Here is a 15,565-nt window from a genome sequence, read left to right as displayed (position 1 = left end):
GTTTCGCTAGGCGGCTGTTGGCCGCCGAGTTTCACTGTCCTCTCCCCCCTCAAGGGGAGAGGATTTTTTGTGGCGGGGTGTTTCCATGAAATTTTTTGGGGCGAAGGCCGTGCGTTCGGGCGCGCGGCCGGTGTTGGCGCGTGCCTGGGGATCGGGTGCGGTCGCTTTGGGCGAATGGCCAGCTTCCTATGAGGCGCAGGTGCGCAGCGGCGTGATCGGCAATCCGGTGGCGCAGCGTGCGTTGCGGCTGGTGTCGGAGGGGGCGGGCGCGACGGCTCTGCTGGTGAATGGAGTGGAGGAGGGGGAGCGCGGGCGCGTGGCTTCTCTGCTGACGCGCTGTTCGGCGGGGCAGGGGCTGGTCGAGACGCTGACGAGCCATTTGCTGCTTCATGGCAATGGCTATGTGCAGGTGATGGCGGGCGCGGACGGAAAGCCGGGCGAGCTTTATGCGCTGCGGCCCGAGCGGGTGAGCGTGGAGGCGGACGCGCGAGGGTGGCCTGCAGCCTATCTCTACCGGGTGGGCGAGAGCGTGACCCGGCTGCTGCCCGAGGATGGGGCGGGGCGGGCGTCCATCCTGCACCTGAAGGCGCTGCATCCGCTGGACGATCATTATGGGCTGGGCTGCGTGGGCGCGGCGGCCGGGGCGGTGGCGATCCACAATGCGGCGACGGTTTGGAACAAGGCTCTGCTGGACAATGCGGCGCGGCCTTCGGGGGCCATGGTCTATGATCCGGGCGACGGGTCGGTGATGTCGCCCGAGCAGTTCGAGCGGGTGAAGCGGGAGATGGAGGGGGCTTTCTCCGGCGCGGCCAATGCCGGGCGGCCGATGTTGCTGGAGGGCGGGCTCGATTGGAAGGCGATGAGCCTGACGCCTGCGGAAATGGATTTTGTGGGGCTGAAGGCGGCGGCGGCGCGGGAGATTGCGTTGGCGTTCGGGGTGCCGCCGATGCTGATGGGTCTGCCGGGCGACAATAGCTACGCCAATTATCGCGAGGCGAACAAGGCGCTGTGGCGGCAGACGATCCTGCCGCTGGTGGCGAAGATCTGCGGCGGGCTGGCGCAGGGGTTGCAGGGATGGTGGCCCGAGCTTTGCCTGTCGGCGGACCTGGATGCGGTGCCGGCCTTGTCCGAGGAGCGCGCGGCCCTGTGGGAGCGGGTGGCTTCGGCGGATTTTCTGACCGCGGACGAGAAGAAGGCGATGCTGGGAATTTTATCGAAGGCGGGAGGCGGGTGTCATGAAATATGATGGCGAGATGCTGGCGCGGCTGGTGGCGCAGGCCGAGGGCGCGCCGGGGCAGATGGACATGGTGATGATCCGCGCGCTGATCGAGGAGGCAAGCGAGCTGGGCGCGGGGCGGGCGCTGGAGCGGTTGGGGCTGGCCGATCGGAGCGCGGAAGGGGATGTGCGGGAGTTGCGCGAGCTGCTGTCCGCCTGGCGCGATGCGAAAAAGGCGGCGCGCGGGGCGGTGGTCAGCTGGGCGGTGCGGATCGTCATGGCGCTGGTGCTGCTGGGCGTGGCGGTGAAGGCGGGGCTTACGGACATGGTGCGCGGATGAATGAGGATTTGCGCTTTGCCGGTTATGCGGCGGTGTTTGACCGGGTGGATCATGGCGGTGACGTGGTGCGGCCAGGGGCGTTCGCTGGCGTGGCGGCGGGGGTGCCGTTGCTGTGGCAGCATTCGCCGGGCGAGGCGATCGGCACGGTCGAGCGGGTGGAGGAAGACCGCCATGGGCTGCGCGTGATCGGACGGGTTTCGGGACGGACTGGCGCGGGGAGGGCGGCGGCGCGTGCGTTGAAGGATCGCGCGGTGGATGGCTTGTCCTTCGGCTATCGGGTGCGGGAGGCTCGGGGAGCTTCGCCGCGCGAATTGCTGGCGCTGGAACTGGTGGAGGTGAGCGTGGTGACGCACCCGATGCAGCCTTTGGCGCGGGTTATTGCGGTGGAGGGGTAGGGGCAATTGTTGCAGCGCCCTGAGGGCGCTCCCCTCCACCGCCTTTGGCGTTGAAGAGAGTCACGTGCCTCTCTTCAAACCTCCCCATCTGTCGAGGGGGAGGGTTTATTCGGGCGGTCCTTTGGGAGCGCCTTTTTTGTTTCTAAGCGAGGAGTGGTTGATGACGGACCAGTTGGAAGCGAGCTTTGATGCAGTGGTGCAGGGTGAGCGTATCGAGGCGCTCGAGGGGGAGATTGCGGCGCTGAAGGGCGCGCTGATCCAGCAGCAGCGGCCGGCGCTGGACGGGGTGAAGGGCGGGGCGTTCGATCCCAAGCGCGCCGCTTTTGTCGAACGCTATCTGCGGCAGGGGCTTGAGGCAGGCGTGGAGCTGAAAAGCTTTTCGGCCGCCAGTGGCGCAGCGGGCGGTTATGCGGTGCCGAGGGAGATCGACCAGATCATCGACGCGACGCTCAAGAGCATCTCGCCGATCCGGTCGATCGCCAATGTCGTGCGCACTGGCACGGCAGGCTATCGCAAGCTGGTGACTTCGGGCGGTATCGTGTCCGGCTGGGCGAGCGAGACGGGTTCGCGGGCCGAGACGGGAACGCCCAGCTTCAACGAGATCGTGCCGCCATCGGGTGAGCTTTACGCCAATCCGGCGGCGAGCCAGGCGATGCTGGACGATGCGCAGTTCGATGTCGAAGGCTGGCTGGCGGGCGAGATTGCGCGTGAATTTGCTGCGGCCGAGGGCGCGGCCTTCGTCAATGGCAATGGCACGAACAAACCCAAGGGCTTCCTGACCTATACGACCACCAATGAGGCGGACAGCGCGCGTGCCTTCGGTTCGCTACAATATGTCGCGTCGGGCGCGTCGGCGGGCTTTGCGGCGACGAGCCCGCAGGACAAGCTGATCGACTTGGTCCAGAGCCTGCGTGCGCCCTACCGTCAGGGGGCCGTGTTCGTCATGAATTCGGCGACGATGGCGGCCATCCGCAAGATGAAGACGAGCGATGGCGCGTTCATCTGGCAGCCTTCTTTGGCGGCCGGGCAGCCCGCGACGCTGCTGGGCTATCCGGTGGTCGAGGCCGAGGACATGCCGGATATTGCGGCGGGATCGCTGTCGATCGCTTTTGGTAATTTCCAGGCGGGCTATGTGATTTCCGAACGCAGCGAGACGAGCATCCTGCGCGATCCGTTCAGCAACAAGCCGTTCGTGCATTTCTATGCGGTGAAGCGGATTGGCGGCGCGGTGGCCAATTCGGAGGCGATCAAGCTGATGAAATTCTCGGCTTCGTAAACCCTCATCCAACTTCGCCTAGGCGGCTTGGCCGCCAAGGCTTCGTACCCTTCTCCCGTTCGCGGGAGAAGGCGTTGGGGGCGTCTTCGGGCGCCCTCCTTTTTGTTGGGAGGGTGGATGGTGCTGGTGCTGGTGCGGGAAGAGGCGGGGGTGCTTGGGGCGTCGCTTGACGAATTGAAGGAATATCTGCGGATTGGCGGGAGCGGGGAGGATGGGCTGCTGGAGCGGTTGCTGCGAAGTGCGACGGCTCTGTGCGAGCAGTTCGTCGGGCAATGGCTGATCCTGGGCGAGGCGCGGGCGACGGTGCTGGCAGATGGGGGCTGGCAGCGGCTGTCGGCCCGGCCGGTGGCGGCGATCCTGGGTGTGGAAGCGGTTGCGCCGGATGGCGAGGCGGTGGCGCTGGCGGCGGATGCTTATGCGATCGATATCGATGCCGCGGGCGATCGCTGGGTGCGCGGGCAGCCGTTGGATGGGCGGCGCGTGCTGAAGGTGCGCTATCAGGCCGGGATGGCCGAGGATGCCGATGGGCTGCCCGAGCCGATCCGGCAGGGGATCGTGCGGCTGGCGGCGGAGCATTTTTCGGCCCGCGAGAGCGAAGTGGCGACGCCGCCCGCCGTGGTCGGTGCGCTGTGGCGGCCCTGGCGGCGGATGCGGCTGACATGAATGTGGCAGTGCTGACGCGGCTCGCCGAGGCGCGGGCGGAACGGCGGCGGCGGGCTGTGGCCGAGGCGATGCTGGCGGCCGGGGTTGAAGAGGCGCGGATCGAGGGGGAGGCGGTGCGGCTGTCCGGGCACGGGTTGCTGCGGCGCTGGATGAACGACCTTGGGCTGCGGAGGCGGGGAGGGGTGGGCTATGAGCGCGGAAGTGGTGGTGCGGGCTACGGTGGTTGCGGCGCTGCGCGGCGATGCTGAACTGATGGCGGGGCTCAATGGCCTGTTTGATGGGCTGCCGGTGCGGGCGAGCGTGCCCTATGCGGTGGTGGGTGAGTGCATCGCTGGCGACTGGGGCGCGAAGGAACTGGAGGGACGCGAGTTGCGGCTGTCGATCAGCTTGCATGATGCGGGGGAGACGCCGGAGCGGCTGGCGGCGGTGCTTGGGCGGATTGATCCGGTGGTGCAGGGGGTGGATGCGAGCGCGGGAGGATGGCGGATTGTTGGCGTGCGGCTGATCCGGTCGAGGGTGATGAAGGCGCGCGAGAAGGATGGGTGGCAGGCGATGGTGGATTACCGGCTGCGGGTGGTGGCGTCTTGAAATAGCGCGAGGGTTAATCTCCCTTCGGCCTGTTCGAATAAGTCACCTGCCTCATTCGAAAGTCGAAGGCTGCGCGTAACGCCCTTCGACAGGCTCAGGGCGAACGGAGGTTGAGTGAGCGTGTCGCTCAACGCGTCCATTGTCGTGCGAACTGCGCATGCCTTTTCTCGACTGCGCTCGAAAGGAACAGATGTGGCGCTGACGGACGCGTTAGAACCTTAACCGCCAGGCTTGGAATAATCCTCGAATTCGCCGGTGATCTTGTCGACATATTCGGCGATCTGGTCGTCGGCGTCGGCCTGGGCATCCTTGTCCGACATGCCGCCGGACTTGTCGTCGGCGACGATGGCGGCGCGGAATACGGTTTCCTTCGCGCTGCACTTGGATTTTAGCGTGGATTGGAAGTCACTGAGAGTGGCCTTCTTGTCCAGCGCGGGCTGGATCTCTTTCGCCAGGCATTCCGAATAAGCCTTGCGGCCTGAGCCGACTGCGTCGCCGCTCTGCGGGGCAGCGGCCAGCATCAACATGAGGGGAGCTGCAACAAGCATTCAAACCTCTCCAAATCCCGATTCTGACACGGTTTATCTTACAGGAGAATGCTTCATGGGCGTGGAAAAAGGAAGTGCGTTTCTATTGAAAGTAGGCGATGGCGGGGCTCCGGTGGCCTATGCGACGGTGGCGGGCATGCGCACGACGCAGCTGTCGGTGAATGGCGAGGCGGTGAACGTCACGTCGAAGGATTCAGGCGGCTGGCGTGAATTGCTTTCGGGCGCGGGCGTGCGTTCCGTCAGCGTGTCGGCGGCGGGGATATTCACCGGGTCGGCGGCGGAAGTCCGCATCCGTAATCATGCGCTTGCGGGCACGATCGAGCAGTTTGAACTCAGTTTCGAGAGCGGCGAGCGGATGCGTGGGCGCTTCCTGGTGACGCGGCTCGACTATGCGGGCGATTATAATGGCGAGCGCAACTATGCGCTGAGCCTGGAAAGCTCCGGCCCGGTGGTGTCCGAATGAGCGGGGCGGTGAATAGCGCGAGGGGCGAGGCTGCGCTGGAACTGGGCGGCGAGACGCTGCGGTTGCGGCCGAGCTTTGCGGCTCTGGTGGCGGCCGAGGAGGAACCGGGGCCGCTGTTCGAGCTGGTCGATCGAGCGGCGGACGGGAAGCTGTCGCTGTCCGATATTGCGGCGCTGTTCTGGCATTGCCTGGTCGATCCGCCGGGTGGGCTGACGCGTGAGGCGTTGGGCGAGGCGATCGTCGAGGCGGGGCTGGCGAAGCTGTCGCCGGTGCTGCGGGGCATTCTCAAACAGATTTTGGGGGGGCGATGAGCTTTTTCAAAGCGGCGGCGCGGCTGGCTGGCGTCGCGGGATGGCTGCTGGGCTGGCGGCCGGATGAGTTCTGGCGATCGACGCCGGTTGAACTGGAGGCGGTGCTGCGCGCGGCGCGGGGCGAGGAGGAGCCGGATGTGGGGATGGATGTGGGGGAGTTGGAGCGGTTGAGGGCGGTGATGCCGGATTGAGGCTTGAGGTGGGCGCGTGGGGCCTGCCCCACCCCACCCCAACCCCTCCCCTCAAGGGGAGGGGCTTTTTGTGATTCCTGGAGGGTGGGATGGACGAGGAAATCGAGACGCTGGTGGTGCGGGTCCGGGCGGATACGCAGGGCTTGTCGCGCGATGTGGAGGCGATGCGGGGGGAGTTGGAAGGGCCGCTGGCTTCGGGTGCGGAGCGGGCGGGGCGGCGGATCGAGCAGGGGCTGTTGCGCGCGGTACGGAGCGGGCGGTTCGGCTTTGAGGAGCTGAAGCAGGTTGCGCTGTCAGTGCTGGAAGAGATTGCGGCGGGTGCGGTGCGATCGGGCGCGGGCAGCGTCGGGGGCGTGGGTGGGTCCTTGCTGACGCTGGCGGGGGCGGCGCTTGGGCTTCCGGGCCGGGCGACGGGTGGGCCGGTCGCGCCGGGGCGGGCCTATGTCGTGGGCGAGCGGGGGCCGGAACTGTTCGTGCCTACGGCCAGCGGACAGGTCGTCGCGCATGGCGGCGGTGGCGGACGCGATGTGCGCGTGAACATCGCCGTGCAGGGACGCGGCGAGGGATGGGACAATGCCCGGCTGCTGGCGCGGAGCGCGCGGCAGGTAGCGCGGGCGGTCAAGGGGGCGCTGAACGGATGAGTGGGCTTGGCTTTTGGCTGGCGGATGCGCGGCGGGGGCAGGAGGAGCGCTTCATGAAGCGCTTTGCCCCGACGCATTGGACCGTCAATTTTCCCCGGCCGGTGATGGCAAGCGTCGTGACCAGCGCGGCGGATGCGCTTCGGGTCGATGCGGTCTTTTACGGGTCGGGCGATCTGGCGGGGCTGATCTGGGAAGCCGAGGACAAGTGGAGTCATCCTCTACTGGCCTATGAAACGGCGCGGGATTTCCGGGACTGCGTGCTGCGGTTCCGTTGGCGCAGCGGGGGGATCAAGCGGCTGGATGAAGTGCATGGGCCGACGCTGACGATCGAGGGGCGCGATGCGGCGGGCAATCCGCGGTCCTGGTATGTGCGGCTGTGGAACTATGCCAGCGGATCGGCGGAAGATGCGCAGATCGTGCTGGATTTTTCCGCGATCAGTGGCGGCTTCCTGCTGCCGGGCGAGGCCGATCCAGTGTGGGCGGGCGATGTGGACCGGATGTTCATCTCGCTCGCGCCGCCCGGCTATGATGCGGGCAGCACGCCTTTTGCGGCGGGGGTAGAGGGCTGGGCGGAGCTTTCCGGGATGCGCTGCGACGGGGCGGGGTCCGTGCTGAGCGTCGGGGATGTGATGGTGCCCGAGCATGGGCTGTCGATGGCGACGGGCTATGACGATTGTTTCAACCAGACGCCGGAGCGGATCGTCGCGGCGATCCATGCGCTCGGCTATCGCGGCGACATCAATCATTATGTGGGGATGAGCCATTATTTCCGGCTCGAGCCGCTGGGCGGGGGATTTTACGTCAGCCTTGCCGGTGGCGTGCTGAATACGCCCTGCGCGGCCTGGCACGCGGACTTTGCGCGACGCTCCAAGGCGTTGGGGCTGGGGGTGATCTGGTCGCTATCCTATGAACTGCTGGACGCGCATTGCTGGAACGACTGGAAACAGCGGGCGGAGAATGGCGATCCGGCGCTGACCGGATGGGAGCCGCCATCGACCTTGCTGTCGCCCGCGCATGACGGGGCGATGAGCTATTTGCGGCTGGTGGCGGGCGCCTTTGTTTCCATCGGTTTGGGCGCAGGGATTCCGATCAAGTTTCAGGTGGGCGAGCCCTGGTGGTGGGTGATGCCTGCTGATGGGCGCATCTGCATCTATGATGATGCGGCGCGGGCGGCTTTTGGCGGGAGTCCGGTGTCTGTTCCCGATGTTCGCGGCGTGCTGAACGGGGCGCAGAAGGCGTTGCTGGATCAGGCGGGGGCAGTCCTTGCCGCATCGACGGCGGCGCTTTGTGCATGGGTGAAGGGGATCGCGCCAGACGCGGTGACGCATCTGCTGGCCTATCTTCCCACCGTACTCGATCCGCTGGCGCCAGAGGCCAAGCGGGCGAACATGCCGGTCGGCTGGGCTTCGCCTGCCTTCGATGTGCTGCAGCTGGAAGATTATGACTGGGTGACGGAGGGGCGGCCGAGCCGCACGGCGCGCGGGGTCGAACTGGCGACGGCGCGGCTCGGCTATCCGGTCGATGAGCAGCATTATTTTTCGGGTTTCGTCCTGCTGGCGGAGCATGTCGGGCAGTGGCGGCGGATTGCAGAGGCGGCGGAGGCGTCGGTGAAGCGCGGGACGGCGGCGACTTTCATCTGGGCGCTGCCGCAGGTGGCGCGGGATGGCTTCACCTGCTTCAGACTTCAGGGGGACGATAATATGCAAGCCTTTGATGATGTAGCCTTTCCGCTCAGCATTGGGCGGGAGGCGAGCCTGGCGCCGGCTTTTTCGACGCAGATCGTGGAGAGCCCTTCCGGGCATGAGCGGCGGAGCAGCGATTGGGCGGATGCGCGGCTGTCCTTCGACGCGGGGCCGGGGGTGCGGTCCGAGGCGGATATTGGCGCACTGATCGCTTTCTTCCGCGCGCGACGGGGGGCAGCGCGGGGTTTTCGTTTCACCGATCCCTATGATGATCGCAGCTGCGGGGTTGGCGCGGTGCCGGGGGCGCTCGACCAGCGGCTGGGAATTGGTGACGGGGTGCGGACCGAGTTTCCGCTGCAGCGCTATTATGGCGAGGGTGAGGAAGCGCAGGTGCGGCGCATCACTCGGCCTGTGGCGGGGAGCATCCGCGTGGCGGTGGATGGCGTAGAACTGACCGATGGCTGGAGCCATGCGGGGCTAGGCGTCATCGCCTTTGACGCGGCACCGGAGGAGGGCGCGGTGCTGACGGCGGGCTTTCGCTTCGATGTGCCGGTGCGCTTTGCCGAGGACCGGCTGGACATCAATCGCGCGACCTTCGCGGCGGGCGAGGCGCCTTCGGTGCCGCTGGTGGAGATACGGGAATGAGCGGGTGGGAGGCTTTGGAACAGCCGCTGGCGACGCTTGCTTTCTGCTGGCGGCTGGAGCGGCGGGATGGGGTGACGATTGGGCTGACCAGCCATGACGGCGATCTGGAGATTGGCAATGTCCGCTATCGTGCTGCGCCGGGCGTGATGCCTTCGGCGATCCGGAGTGGGATCGCCGCCAATGGGAGCGATGCCGATCTGCAGGGCGCGCTGGTGGCGGATGCGATCAATGAGGCCGATCTGATGGCAGGGCGCTGGGACGGTGCGGCGCTGGAACTGCGGCTGACGGAGTGGGAAGCGCCGGGCGAGATGTGGCTGCTGCTGGCGAAGGGGGAGATTGGAAGCGTTTCGCAGAAGGGCGGCGCTTTCACGGCGGAACTGGTGGGGGCAATGGCGGCTCTAAAAGCGGCGGTTGCGCCATCGACTTCGCCGGATTGCCGGGCGGCGCTGGGGGACCGGCAGTGCCGGGTCGATCTGGCGGGGCGGCGTAAGACCGTGGTAGTCGGGAGCGTCGATAACGTCGAGGTGAGCGTCTCCGGGTTGGTGGCGGGGGCCTATGCCTTTGGCACGCTGCGATGGATGACGGGTCCTAATGCCGGGGCGGTGCAGGCGGTGGTGGACAATGGCGTGGGCGTCCTGACGCTGGCCGACCCGCCGGTCTTTGCAGTGGAGGCAGACACGCTGGCGCTGCTGACCGAGGGGTGCGACCGGCAGTTGGAGACGTGCCGGAGCCGTTTCGCCAATGTCGTGAACTTCAGGGGCGAGCCCTATTTGCCGGGAACGGACCTGCTGACGCGCTATCCCGGCGCATGAACTGTACGATGGCGGACCGGATCGTGGCGGCGGCGCGCGATCTGGTGGGGGTGCGGTTTCGGCTTCATGGGCGCAGTACGGAACGGGGCGTCGATTGCGTGGGGCTGGCGGCGATCGTCTTGGCGCGGGCGGGGCATCGGGGGACTGCGCCGCGCGGATATGGGCTGCGGTCCGGGGATGGGGCTCTTGCGTGCGTATGGCTCTGTGAGGCGGGGCTGTCGGCCGTGCCCGAGGGCCGGGCTGGCGACCTGGCGCTCGTGCGGCCGGGACCGCTGCAATTGCATCTGATGATCCTGGTGCCGGGTGGGCATGTGCATGCTCATGCGGGGCTGGGGCGCGTGGTCGAAACGCCGGGGCCATCGCCCTGGCCGGTGATCGGTCATTGGCGGGTGAGACAGGAGGAGACATGGCGACTTTAGTGCTGACGGCGCTGGGCACGGCGATCGGCGGACCGTTGGGCGGAGCGATAGGCGGCCTGATCGGCAGCATCGACCAGGCGGTGCTGTTCAAGCCCAAGGGCCGCGAAGGCCGGCGGCTGAGCGACTTGCAGTTGCAGACATCGACCTATGGGGCGCAGATCCCCAAGCTGTTCGGGACGATGCGGGCGGCGGGATCAGTCATTTGGGCGACGGATCTCAAGGAGAAGAAGAACAAGAGCGGCGGCGGCAAGGGACGGCCGAGCGTCACCACCTACAGCTATTCCGCGAGCTTTGCCGTGGCCCTGTCGGCGCGCAGGGTGCGGGCGGTGCGGCGCATCTGGGCCGACGGCAATCTGCTGCGCGGTGCGGCTGGGGATTTCAAGACGGGGCTCAATGCGTTTCGCCTGCATCTTAGGGCCGAAGATCAGATCGCGGACCCGCTGATTGCTTCGGCGGAGGGGATCGACCGGACGCCCGCGCATCGCGGGGTCGCCTATGCCGTATTTGAGGACCTGCAGCTTGCCGATTATGGCAACCGTATTCCGTCGCTGACGTTCGAGGTTGAGGCGGATGAGGGGCCAGTGCCGATGGAGACGGTGGCCGCAGACCTCAGCGGGGGGTGGCTCGGTGCGGTAATTGGCGAAGCGGTTAGCGGCTTCGCTGCGGGTGGTGCGGATGTGAGCGATGCGATCGCGCCGCTGGTGGACGCGTGGGACTTGGCCTTCGTTGCCGATGAACAAGGGTTGCGGCTCGAGGGCACGAGCGCCGAGGGAGCGGCTGCTGAAATCAGCGCCGCTGCGCTGTGCGGGCGGGTGAACGGGCGATCCGTCGATCCTGTCGAGCAGTCCGGCGAGGGCGCGGACTCCGTGCCGCTGTCGCTTTCGCTGCGCCACTATGATCCTGCGCGTGATTACCAGGCAGGCGTGCAGCGCGTGAGCCGTCCGGGAACCGGGCGGGTGGAACAGGGTATCGACTTGCCCGTCACCATGTCCGGCGATGCCGCCCGGCAGCTGGCGGCGCGGCGGCTGAGCCATGGCTGGGCCGGGCGGGCGGCCATGACGCTGCGCTGCGGCTGGGACGCGCTGCGTCATGAAGCCGGAGATCTGGTGACGGTCGAGGGGAGATCGGGGCGCTGGCGGATCGAGGAGCGGGAATGGGAAGCCATGGCCGTGCGGCTAGCGCTGCGCCGGGTGCCGGGGGCAGGAGGCGTGCTGCCGACCGGGGCATCGTCCGGCGCGATCGTGCGGCAGGCGGACGCGCCGCATGGGGCTACGTCACTGATGCTCGTCGATCTGCCGCCGCTGCGAGAGGCTGCAGCCGTTGCGCCATTGATCGTTGCGGCCGCGAGCGGTGGGGAAGGTTGGCGAAGCGCGGCGCTGTTTGCGATGAGCGATACGGGCGAAGCTACTCCCGCCGGGCTCACCGCGCCGCGGGCCGTGATGGGTCAGGCGGATGAGGCTTTGGGTGACGGGAGTTGCACGCTGGTCGATACCACCAATACGCTTCACGTGACCCTGCTGGCCGCTGACATGGAGCTTGGCGATGCGGATGAAGCGGCGTTGGCGCAGGGGCGTAATCTTTGTCTTTTGGGGCGGGAGCTTCTGCAATTTTCCCGCGCTGTGCAGACCGGCCCGGCGAGCTTCCGGCTTGAAGGCTGCGGCGCGGGCTGTGCGGGACCGAATGGGCGGTGGCGGGGCACGCCGCTGGCGAGCGGTTCCTGTTGATCGAGGAGGAGCGGCTGGCGGAGCCCTTTGCTGGTCAGGGCAGCGGCGAGATTGGCGGCGGGCTGCGGCTGGCCGCAATCGGAATTGGAGACGCGGAGCCGGTTGAAGCCATGCTGACGGTCAGCGGCGAAGCGGTGACTCCCGCGGCGCCCGTTCATGTGCGCGCCGTGTCCGATGGCATAGGCGGATGGAACCTTAGCTGGACGAGGCGCAGCAGGAACGGGTGGCGCTGGATCAGCGGCGCGGATGTGCCGCTTGGCGAGGAAAGCGAGCGCTACGAGCTACGCGTGCTGAGCGGCGAGAGCCTGCTGCGCCGGGTGGAAACCACATCGCCAGCCTGGGCATATGATGCGGCGGCGACCGCTGAGGATGGCGGGGGAATGGTGACGGTCGAGATTCGACAGATCGGATCCTTTGCGCTGGGCCGGCCGGGGCGGATCGATCTGGCGCTTTGATAGCGGAAGCAGGAAAGGAATTTGATCATGACGATGGAAGCGACCCCCCGCTGGGGCCTGCCGCAGCTGTTTGCCGGGCAGGCGCAGAAGGAAATCTTTCACAATGAGGCGCTTGCGAGGATCGACATGCTGCTGCACGGCCAGGCAGAGAACGCGGACGAAGGTGCGCCGCCCTCGTCGCCGATGCCGGGGCAATGCTGGATCGTGGCTGGAAGCGCGACTGGAGAATGGGCCGGGCAAGATGGCTTCGTCGCCTGCTGGACAGAGGGTGGATGGCGCTTTGCCGCGCCGCGCGCGGGCTTGAGGCTCTGGGTCGCCGATCGGGAACATTCCATGTTCTATGATGGTGACGCGTGGCGGGATGCGCCGGTGCGCGAGGACGGGTTTATGTCGGCGATTTGCGCGTAGCAGGGCCGCGCCAAGGGGCGATCGCTGACCCTTCAGGCGGAGCGGCTCCGGACAACGAAGCGAGGAGTGCGATCGGTTCCATCCTGGCTGCGATGCGGAGTCATGGATTGATCGAACCATGACTTATAGCTGTCCATCTTTTACAGTGGAGAGAGGCGGAAATGCTTAACGTAGCCGGGGCGGAGTTGCGGCATGATGTATTTGTGCAACAGTTTCGCCAAATGTGGACTTGCCATGAAACTTTCTAGCCGATACATGGTTTCAGCAGTCCTTCGTGACACTATTGAAAGGGGAATTCAGATGCGGAAGCTTGCCCTCGCGGCTGCTCTTGCGACCAGCGCCCTGGCCACTCCGGCCTTGGCGCGTGACGACAGTTGGTACATCGGGATCGATTCCGGTGTTGTGCTTGTCGAAGACCAGGATATCACCTTCACCCCCGGCATCAGCCCCACCACGGGCCTTCCGACCGCCAGCACCACTCTGGAAGATGTGGATTACCACAAGGGCTGGGACGGCGATGCCGTCATCGGTTATGACTTTGGCGGTTTCCGTCTGGAAGCTGAAGCCGGCTATAAGCGTGCCAAGGTCGATCTGGACAAGAGCGGTTTCGGCGGTTCGGCGTCGGCTCTCTCCTTCATGCTGAATGGCTTGCTCGACTTCGGTTCGGACGATGGCCTGCAGGGCTTCGTCGGTGGCGGTGTCGGCGTCTCGCGCGCCAAGCTGGCTAACGACCTCGTCAATGACAGCGACACTGGTTTCGCTTGGCAGGCCCTGGCGGGCGTTCGCTATCCGGTGACCAACAACATCGACGTCTCGCTGAAGTACCGCTTCTTCAACCAGGACGACATTAACCTCGTCCCGGCCTTCACGACGGTTGCTGGCGTTGCTGGTGGTGATGTCGAGACCAAGCTGCGTACGCACAGCCTGCTGCTGGGTCTGACCTACAACTTCGGTGGTGAACCGGCTGCTCCGCCGCCGCCTCCCCCGCCGCCCCCGCCGCCCCCGCCGCCTCCGCCGCCGCCTCCGCCGGTCGCTGAATGCAGCCCTGGGCCGTACATCGTCTTCTTTGAATGGGACAAGTCGGACATCACGCCTGACGCCGCCACCATTCTGGACAACGCGGTTTCGGCCTACAGCAACTGCGGTAGCGCCCAGGTCATGCTGGCAGGTTATGCGGACCGTTCGGGTTCGGCCTCCTACAACGTCGGCCTGTCGCAGCGCCGTGCTGACGCGGTCAAGGCTTACATCTCGTCCAAGGGTATTCCTGACGGCGTGATCACGACCCAGGCGTTCGGTGAATCGAACCCCCGCGTCGAAACCGCCGACGGTGTACGCGAACTGCAGAACCGTCGCGTGGAAATCACTTACGGTCCGGGTTCGGGTCAGTAAGCAAGATTTTCATCCTCGCGGATGGAACATGGAACAAGGTTGAGGGGCTGGTCGAAAGACCGGCCCCTTTTCCATTGGCTTTAGGGCCTCTCGCAAGGCTTCAGAGTGCAAGGCGATAGTGGAGCGCCGCGTGAGGAGGTCCGCACATCGCTTGGCAACATGAACTATATCCGCAACAAACGCTGTCTTGCCGCGTTCGCGAGATATGCTTTGCCCGGAGTCCTCATGATCATGAAAAAGCCCGCCCTTGTCTTCACATCCCCCTTCCTCGCTTTTCTTGCCGCTTGCGTGAGTGGGGATGGAAGCATGAACAATGCAGGGTTGGCCTCTGCGCCGTCTTCAAGCGCTCCGTTGCTTTCGGCAGATGGATCGCGTCGGGGAGACGCTACCGTGACGGAAACGGCCACTGGTTTGCATGTCGCCGTGCGTGCCACCGGGCTTACTCCGGGCGTTCACGCGGTCCATATCCATATGACGGGCACTTGCACGCCGCCAGATTTCACCAGCGCGGGCGGGCACTGGAACCCAATGGGCCGGCAGCATGGCAAGGATAACCCGGCGGGTATGCATATGGGCGACATGCCCAATTTGACGGCATCGTCTGACGGATCAGGTCAGATCGAATATCTCATTCCCGGCGGAACGCTCCGCACGGGAGCCCATCCATTGCTCGACGCAGATGGTGCCGCGGTGGTGATCCACGCTCAGGCCGACGACAACAAGACCGACCCTGCGGGTAATGCGGGTGGCCGGATCGCTTGCGGTATCTTGGCGGCGAACTGAACAGGGGGCAAACCTGCGTCTTCAAATAGCTGGCAGGTCGGCTGGATACACAACCGCAATATCATAGCGTGCGCCGCTCTGGGTCAAACGGCTTTCAAAAAGGATGAATTTATCGATCAGAAAAGGCGGAGTGGATAGTCCGGCGTGGCTCGCTAAAAATGTGTCGGTGGGACCGCCGCCCGTCCGGCTGAAGCGGGCCAGCGTGATGTGCGGCAGATAAGCGCGGTCATCCGCTGCAAAACCGGCGCGGCCGCAGGCGCGGTCGATTTTGCGGTGGAGCTGGGTGAGTATGTCGCGCGGTTCAACGCCAGCCCAAAGGGTATCGACCCGGCCCTTTCGCTCAAACTGACCGAGGCCGGACAGCGAAAGCGCAAACGGAGCGAAGCGGACCGTACCGAGGGCAGCGGCTAAGTCGTCGGCCTGATGGGTGTCGGCGCCGCCGACAAAGCGCAAGGTGATGTGCAACTGGTCATCATCCTGCCACCGGGCGCCAGCGACGCCGCCCATCAAGGACAAAAGCCTGGCCCGGATGTCAGCAGGCGGACGGATCGCGACGAAGAGACGATGCATCCTGTAGATATAGGACAGGAGCAGCGGTAGGCTATGGCCCACTCTC

20 protein-coding genes and 1 pseudogene are annotated in these 15,565 nt (G+C 66.0%); 19 read left to right on the top strand and 2 right to left on the bottom strand.

Annotated features, from left to right (window positions below):
• Positions 1–85 precede the first annotated feature (85 nt).
• The 7 genes from ACFO3E_RS20160 to ACFO3E_RS20130 all read left to right on the top strand — a co-directional run bounded on the left by ACFO3E_RS20160 (position 86) and on the right by ACFO3E_RS20130 (position 4,478).
• Positions 86–1,246 (top strand): phage portal protein, encoded by a 1,161-nt coding sequence (locus tag ACFO3E_RS20160; protein ID WP_066527578.1) that lies wholly within the window; start codon positions 86–88, stop codon positions 1,244–1,246.
• A complete protein-coding gene (locus tag ACFO3E_RS20155; protein ID WP_066527579.1) occupies positions 1,236–1,556 on the top strand; it encodes a DUF6127 family protein in 321 nt (106 codons plus the stop codon). The genes ACFO3E_RS20160 and ACFO3E_RS20155 overlap by 11 nt, the downstream gene beginning before the upstream one ends.
• Positions 1,553–1,951 (top strand): HK97 family phage prohead protease, encoded by a 399-nt coding sequence (locus ACFO3E_RS20150; protein WP_066527580.1) that lies wholly within the window; start codon positions 1,553–1,555, stop codon positions 1,949–1,951. The genes ACFO3E_RS20155 and ACFO3E_RS20150 overlap by 4 nt, the downstream gene beginning before the upstream one ends.
• Before the next feature lie 160 nt (positions 1,952–2,111).
• Positions 2,112–3,227 (top strand): phage major capsid protein, encoded by a 1,116-nt coding sequence (locus tag ACFO3E_RS20145; RefSeq protein ID WP_066527583.1) that lies wholly within the window; start codon positions 2,112–2,114, stop codon positions 3,225–3,227.
• Between the two features lie 117 nt (positions 3,228–3,344).
• Positions 3,345–3,890 carry a head-tail connector protein gene (locus ACFO3E_RS20140; protein ID WP_066527586.1) on the top strand — a complete coding sequence of 182 codons (546 nt, stop codon included), beginning with the start codon at positions 3,345–3,347 and terminating at the stop codon, positions 3,888–3,890.
• On the top strand, positions 3,887–4,138 hold the full coding sequence (locus tag ACFO3E_RS20135; RefSeq protein WP_082919621.1) for a hypothetical protein: 252 nt from the start codon (positions 3,887–3,889) through the stop codon (positions 4,136–4,138). Before ACFO3E_RS20140 ends, ACFO3E_RS20135 begins: the two co-directional genes overlap by 4 nt.
• Positions 4,080–4,478, top strand: a complete 399-nt coding sequence (locus ACFO3E_RS20130; protein WP_066527589.1) for a DUF3168 domain-containing protein — start codon at positions 4,080–4,082, stop codon at positions 4,476–4,478. Before ACFO3E_RS20135 ends, ACFO3E_RS20130 begins: the two co-directional genes overlap by 59 nt.
• 218 nt (positions 4,479–4,696) lie before the next feature.
• On the opposite strand, the gene ACFO3E_RS20125 is transcribed toward ACFO3E_RS20130, so the two are convergent.
• The gene (locus ACFO3E_RS20125) at positions 4,697–5,026 is read right to left on the bottom strand and encodes a hypothetical protein (RefSeq protein WP_066527591.1); all 330 of its coding nucleotides are present in this window, start codon (positions 5,024–5,026) and stop codon (positions 4,697–4,699) included.
• A 55-nt stretch (positions 5,027–5,081) separates the two neighbouring features.
• Here ACFO3E_RS20125 and ACFO3E_RS20120 point away from each other — a divergent pair, with 55 nt between their 5' ends.
• The 12 genes and pseudogenes from ACFO3E_RS20120 (at position 5,082) to ACFO3E_RS20065 (ending at position 14,949) form a co-directional block, all read left to right on the top strand.
• Positions 5,082–5,489 (top strand): phage tail tube protein, encoded by a 408-nt coding sequence (locus ACFO3E_RS20120; RefSeq protein WP_066527592.1) that lies wholly within the window; start codon positions 5,082–5,084, stop codon positions 5,487–5,489.
• Positions 5,486–5,800: a gene transfer agent family protein gene (locus ACFO3E_RS20115; protein WP_066527594.1), complete on the top strand. Its 315-nt coding sequence runs from the start codon at positions 5,486–5,488 to the stop codon at positions 5,798–5,800. Before ACFO3E_RS20120 ends, ACFO3E_RS20115 begins: the two co-directional genes overlap by 4 nt.
• Positions 5,797–5,991, top strand: coding sequence for a phage tail assembly chaperone (locus ACFO3E_RS20110; protein WP_066527603.1), 195 nt, complete (start codon positions 5,797–5,799; stop codon positions 5,989–5,991). Before ACFO3E_RS20115 ends, ACFO3E_RS20110 begins: the two co-directional genes overlap by 4 nt.
• A gap of 89 nt (positions 5,992–6,080) precedes the next feature.
• Positions 6,081–6,632: a tail tape measure protein gene (locus tag ACFO3E_RS20105; protein WP_066527606.1), complete on the top strand. Its 552-nt coding sequence runs from the start codon at positions 6,081–6,083 to the stop codon at positions 6,630–6,632.
• Positions 6,629–8,959 (top strand): DUF2460 domain-containing protein, encoded by a 2,331-nt coding sequence (locus ACFO3E_RS20100; protein ID WP_066527608.1) that lies wholly within the window; start codon positions 6,629–6,631, stop codon positions 8,957–8,959. Before ACFO3E_RS20105 ends, ACFO3E_RS20100 begins: the two co-directional genes overlap by 4 nt.
• Positions 8,956–9,771 carry a DUF2163 domain-containing protein gene (locus ACFO3E_RS20095; protein WP_380807124.1) on the top strand — a complete coding sequence of 272 codons (816 nt, stop codon included), beginning with the start codon at positions 8,956–8,958 and terminating at the stop codon, positions 9,769–9,771. Before ACFO3E_RS20100 ends, ACFO3E_RS20095 begins: the two co-directional genes overlap by 4 nt.
• Before the next feature lie 8 nt (positions 9,772–9,779).
• The gene (locus ACFO3E_RS20090; protein ID WP_225870541.1) at positions 9,780–10,190 is read left to right on the top strand and encodes a peptidoglycan endopeptidase; all 411 of its coding nucleotides are present in this window, start codon (positions 9,780–9,782) and stop codon (positions 10,188–10,190) included.
• Positions 10,178–11,914, top strand: coding sequence for a phage tail protein (locus tag ACFO3E_RS20085; protein ID WP_225870542.1), 1,737 nt, complete (start codon positions 10,178–10,180; stop codon positions 11,912–11,914). Before ACFO3E_RS20090 ends, ACFO3E_RS20085 begins: the two co-directional genes overlap by 13 nt.
• Positions 11,878–12,369, top strand: a complete 492-nt coding sequence (locus ACFO3E_RS20080) for a hypothetical protein (protein WP_225870543.1) — start codon at positions 11,878–11,880, stop codon at positions 12,367–12,369. Before ACFO3E_RS20085 ends, ACFO3E_RS20080 begins: the two co-directional genes overlap by 37 nt.
• A 27-nt stretch (positions 12,370–12,396) precedes the next feature.
• Positions 12,397–12,899, top strand: a pseudogene (locus tag ACFO3E_RS20075) (DUF2793 domain-containing protein).
• A gap of 178 nt (positions 12,900–13,077) precedes the next feature.
• A complete protein-coding gene (locus tag ACFO3E_RS20070) occupies positions 13,078–14,166 on the top strand; it encodes an OmpA family protein (protein ID WP_066527616.1) in 1,089 nt (362 codons plus the stop codon).
• A gap of 231 nt (positions 14,167–14,397) precedes the next feature.
• Positions 14,398–14,949, top strand: a complete 552-nt coding sequence (locus ACFO3E_RS20065; protein ID WP_066529286.1) for a superoxide dismutase family protein — start codon at positions 14,398–14,400, stop codon at positions 14,947–14,949.
• A gap of 21 nt (positions 14,950–14,970) precedes the next feature.
• On the opposite strand, the gene thpR is transcribed toward ACFO3E_RS20065, so the two are convergent.
• Positions 14,971–15,519 (bottom strand): RNA 2',3'-cyclic phosphodiesterase, encoded by a 549-nt coding sequence (gene thpR / locus ACFO3E_RS20060; protein ID WP_066529289.1) that lies wholly within the window; start codon positions 15,517–15,519, stop codon positions 14,971–14,973.
• Positions 15,520–15,565: the final 46 nt, after the last annotated feature.

Origin of the sequence: Sphingobium tyrosinilyticum, from assembly GCF_042654265.1 — a bacterium.
Classification (GTDB): Bacteria; Pseudomonadota; Alphaproteobacteria; order Sphingomonadales; family Sphingomonadaceae; genus Sphingobium; species Sphingobium tyrosinilyticum.
Note: the sequence above shows the minus strand (reverse complement) of the source record. Positions and strands in the feature narration are given on the sequence as shown.

Bases quoted from the DNA above. Each gene is read 5' to 3' on its own strand.
- ACFO3E_RS20085 (WP_225870542.1), top strand. From the start codon at position 10,178: ATGGCGACTTTAGTGCTGACGGCGCTGGGCACGGCGATCGGCGGACCG.
- ACFO3E_RS20120 (WP_066527592.1), top strand. From the start codon at position 5,082: ATGGGCGTGGAAAAAGGAAGTGCGTTTCTATTGAAAGTAGGCGATGGC.
- ACFO3E_RS20130 (WP_066527589.1), top strand. From the start codon at position 4,080: ATGAGCGCGGAAGTGGTGGTGCGGGCTACGGTGGTTGCGGCGCTGCGC.
- ACFO3E_RS20125 (WP_066527591.1), bottom strand. From the start codon at position 5,026: ATGCTTGTTGCAGCTCCCCTCATGTTGATGCTGGCCGCTGCCCCGCAG.
- ACFO3E_RS20140 (WP_066527586.1), top strand. From the start codon at position 3,345: ATGGTGCTGGTGCTGGTGCGGGAAGAGGCGGGGGTGCTTGGGGCGTCG.
- ACFO3E_RS20145 (WP_066527583.1), top strand. From the start codon at position 2,112: ATGACGGACCAGTTGGAAGCGAGCTTTGATGCAGTGGTGCAGGGTGAG.
- ACFO3E_RS20095 (WP_380807124.1), top strand. From the start codon at position 8,956: ATGAGCGGGTGGGAGGCTTTGGAACAGCCGCTGGCGACGCTTGCTTTC.
- ACFO3E_RS20115 (WP_066527594.1), top strand. From the start codon at position 5,486: ATGAGCGGGGCGGTGAATAGCGCGAGGGGCGAGGCTGCGCTGGAACTG.
- thpR (WP_066529289.1), bottom strand. From the start codon at position 15,519: ATGCATCGTCTCTTCGTCGCGATCCGTCCGCCTGCTGACATCCGGGCC.
- ACFO3E_RS20110 (WP_066527603.1), top strand. From the start codon at position 5,797: ATGAGCTTTTTCAAAGCGGCGGCGCGGCTGGCTGGCGTCGCGGGATGG.
- ACFO3E_RS20155 (WP_066527579.1), top strand. From the start codon at position 1,236: ATGAAATATGATGGCGAGATGCTGGCGCGGCTGGTGGCGCAGGCCGAG.
- ACFO3E_RS20065 (WP_066529286.1), top strand. From the start codon at position 14,398: ATGAAAAAGCCCGCCCTTGTCTTCACATCCCCCTTCCTCGCTTTTCTT.
- ACFO3E_RS20090 (WP_225870541.1), top strand. From the start codon at position 9,780: ATGGCGGACCGGATCGTGGCGGCGGCGCGCGATCTGGTGGGGGTGCGG.
- ACFO3E_RS20135 (WP_082919621.1), top strand. From the start codon at position 3,887: ATGAATGTGGCAGTGCTGACGCGGCTCGCCGAGGCGCGGGCGGAACGG.
- ACFO3E_RS20150 (WP_066527580.1), top strand. From the start codon at position 1,553: ATGAATGAGGATTTGCGCTTTGCCGGTTATGCGGCGGTGTTTGACCGG.
- ACFO3E_RS20100 (WP_066527608.1), top strand. From the start codon at position 6,629: ATGAGTGGGCTTGGCTTTTGGCTGGCGGATGCGCGGCGGGGGCAGGAG.
- ACFO3E_RS20160 (WP_066527578.1), top strand. From the start codon at position 86: ATGAAATTTTTTGGGGCGAAGGCCGTGCGTTCGGGCGCGCGGCCGGTG.
- ACFO3E_RS20105 (WP_066527606.1), top strand. From the start codon at position 6,081: ATGGACGAGGAAATCGAGACGCTGGTGGTGCGGGTCCGGGCGGATACG.
- ACFO3E_RS20070 (WP_066527616.1), top strand. From the start codon at position 13,078: ATGCGGAAGCTTGCCCTCGCGGCTGCTCTTGCGACCAGCGCCCTGGCC.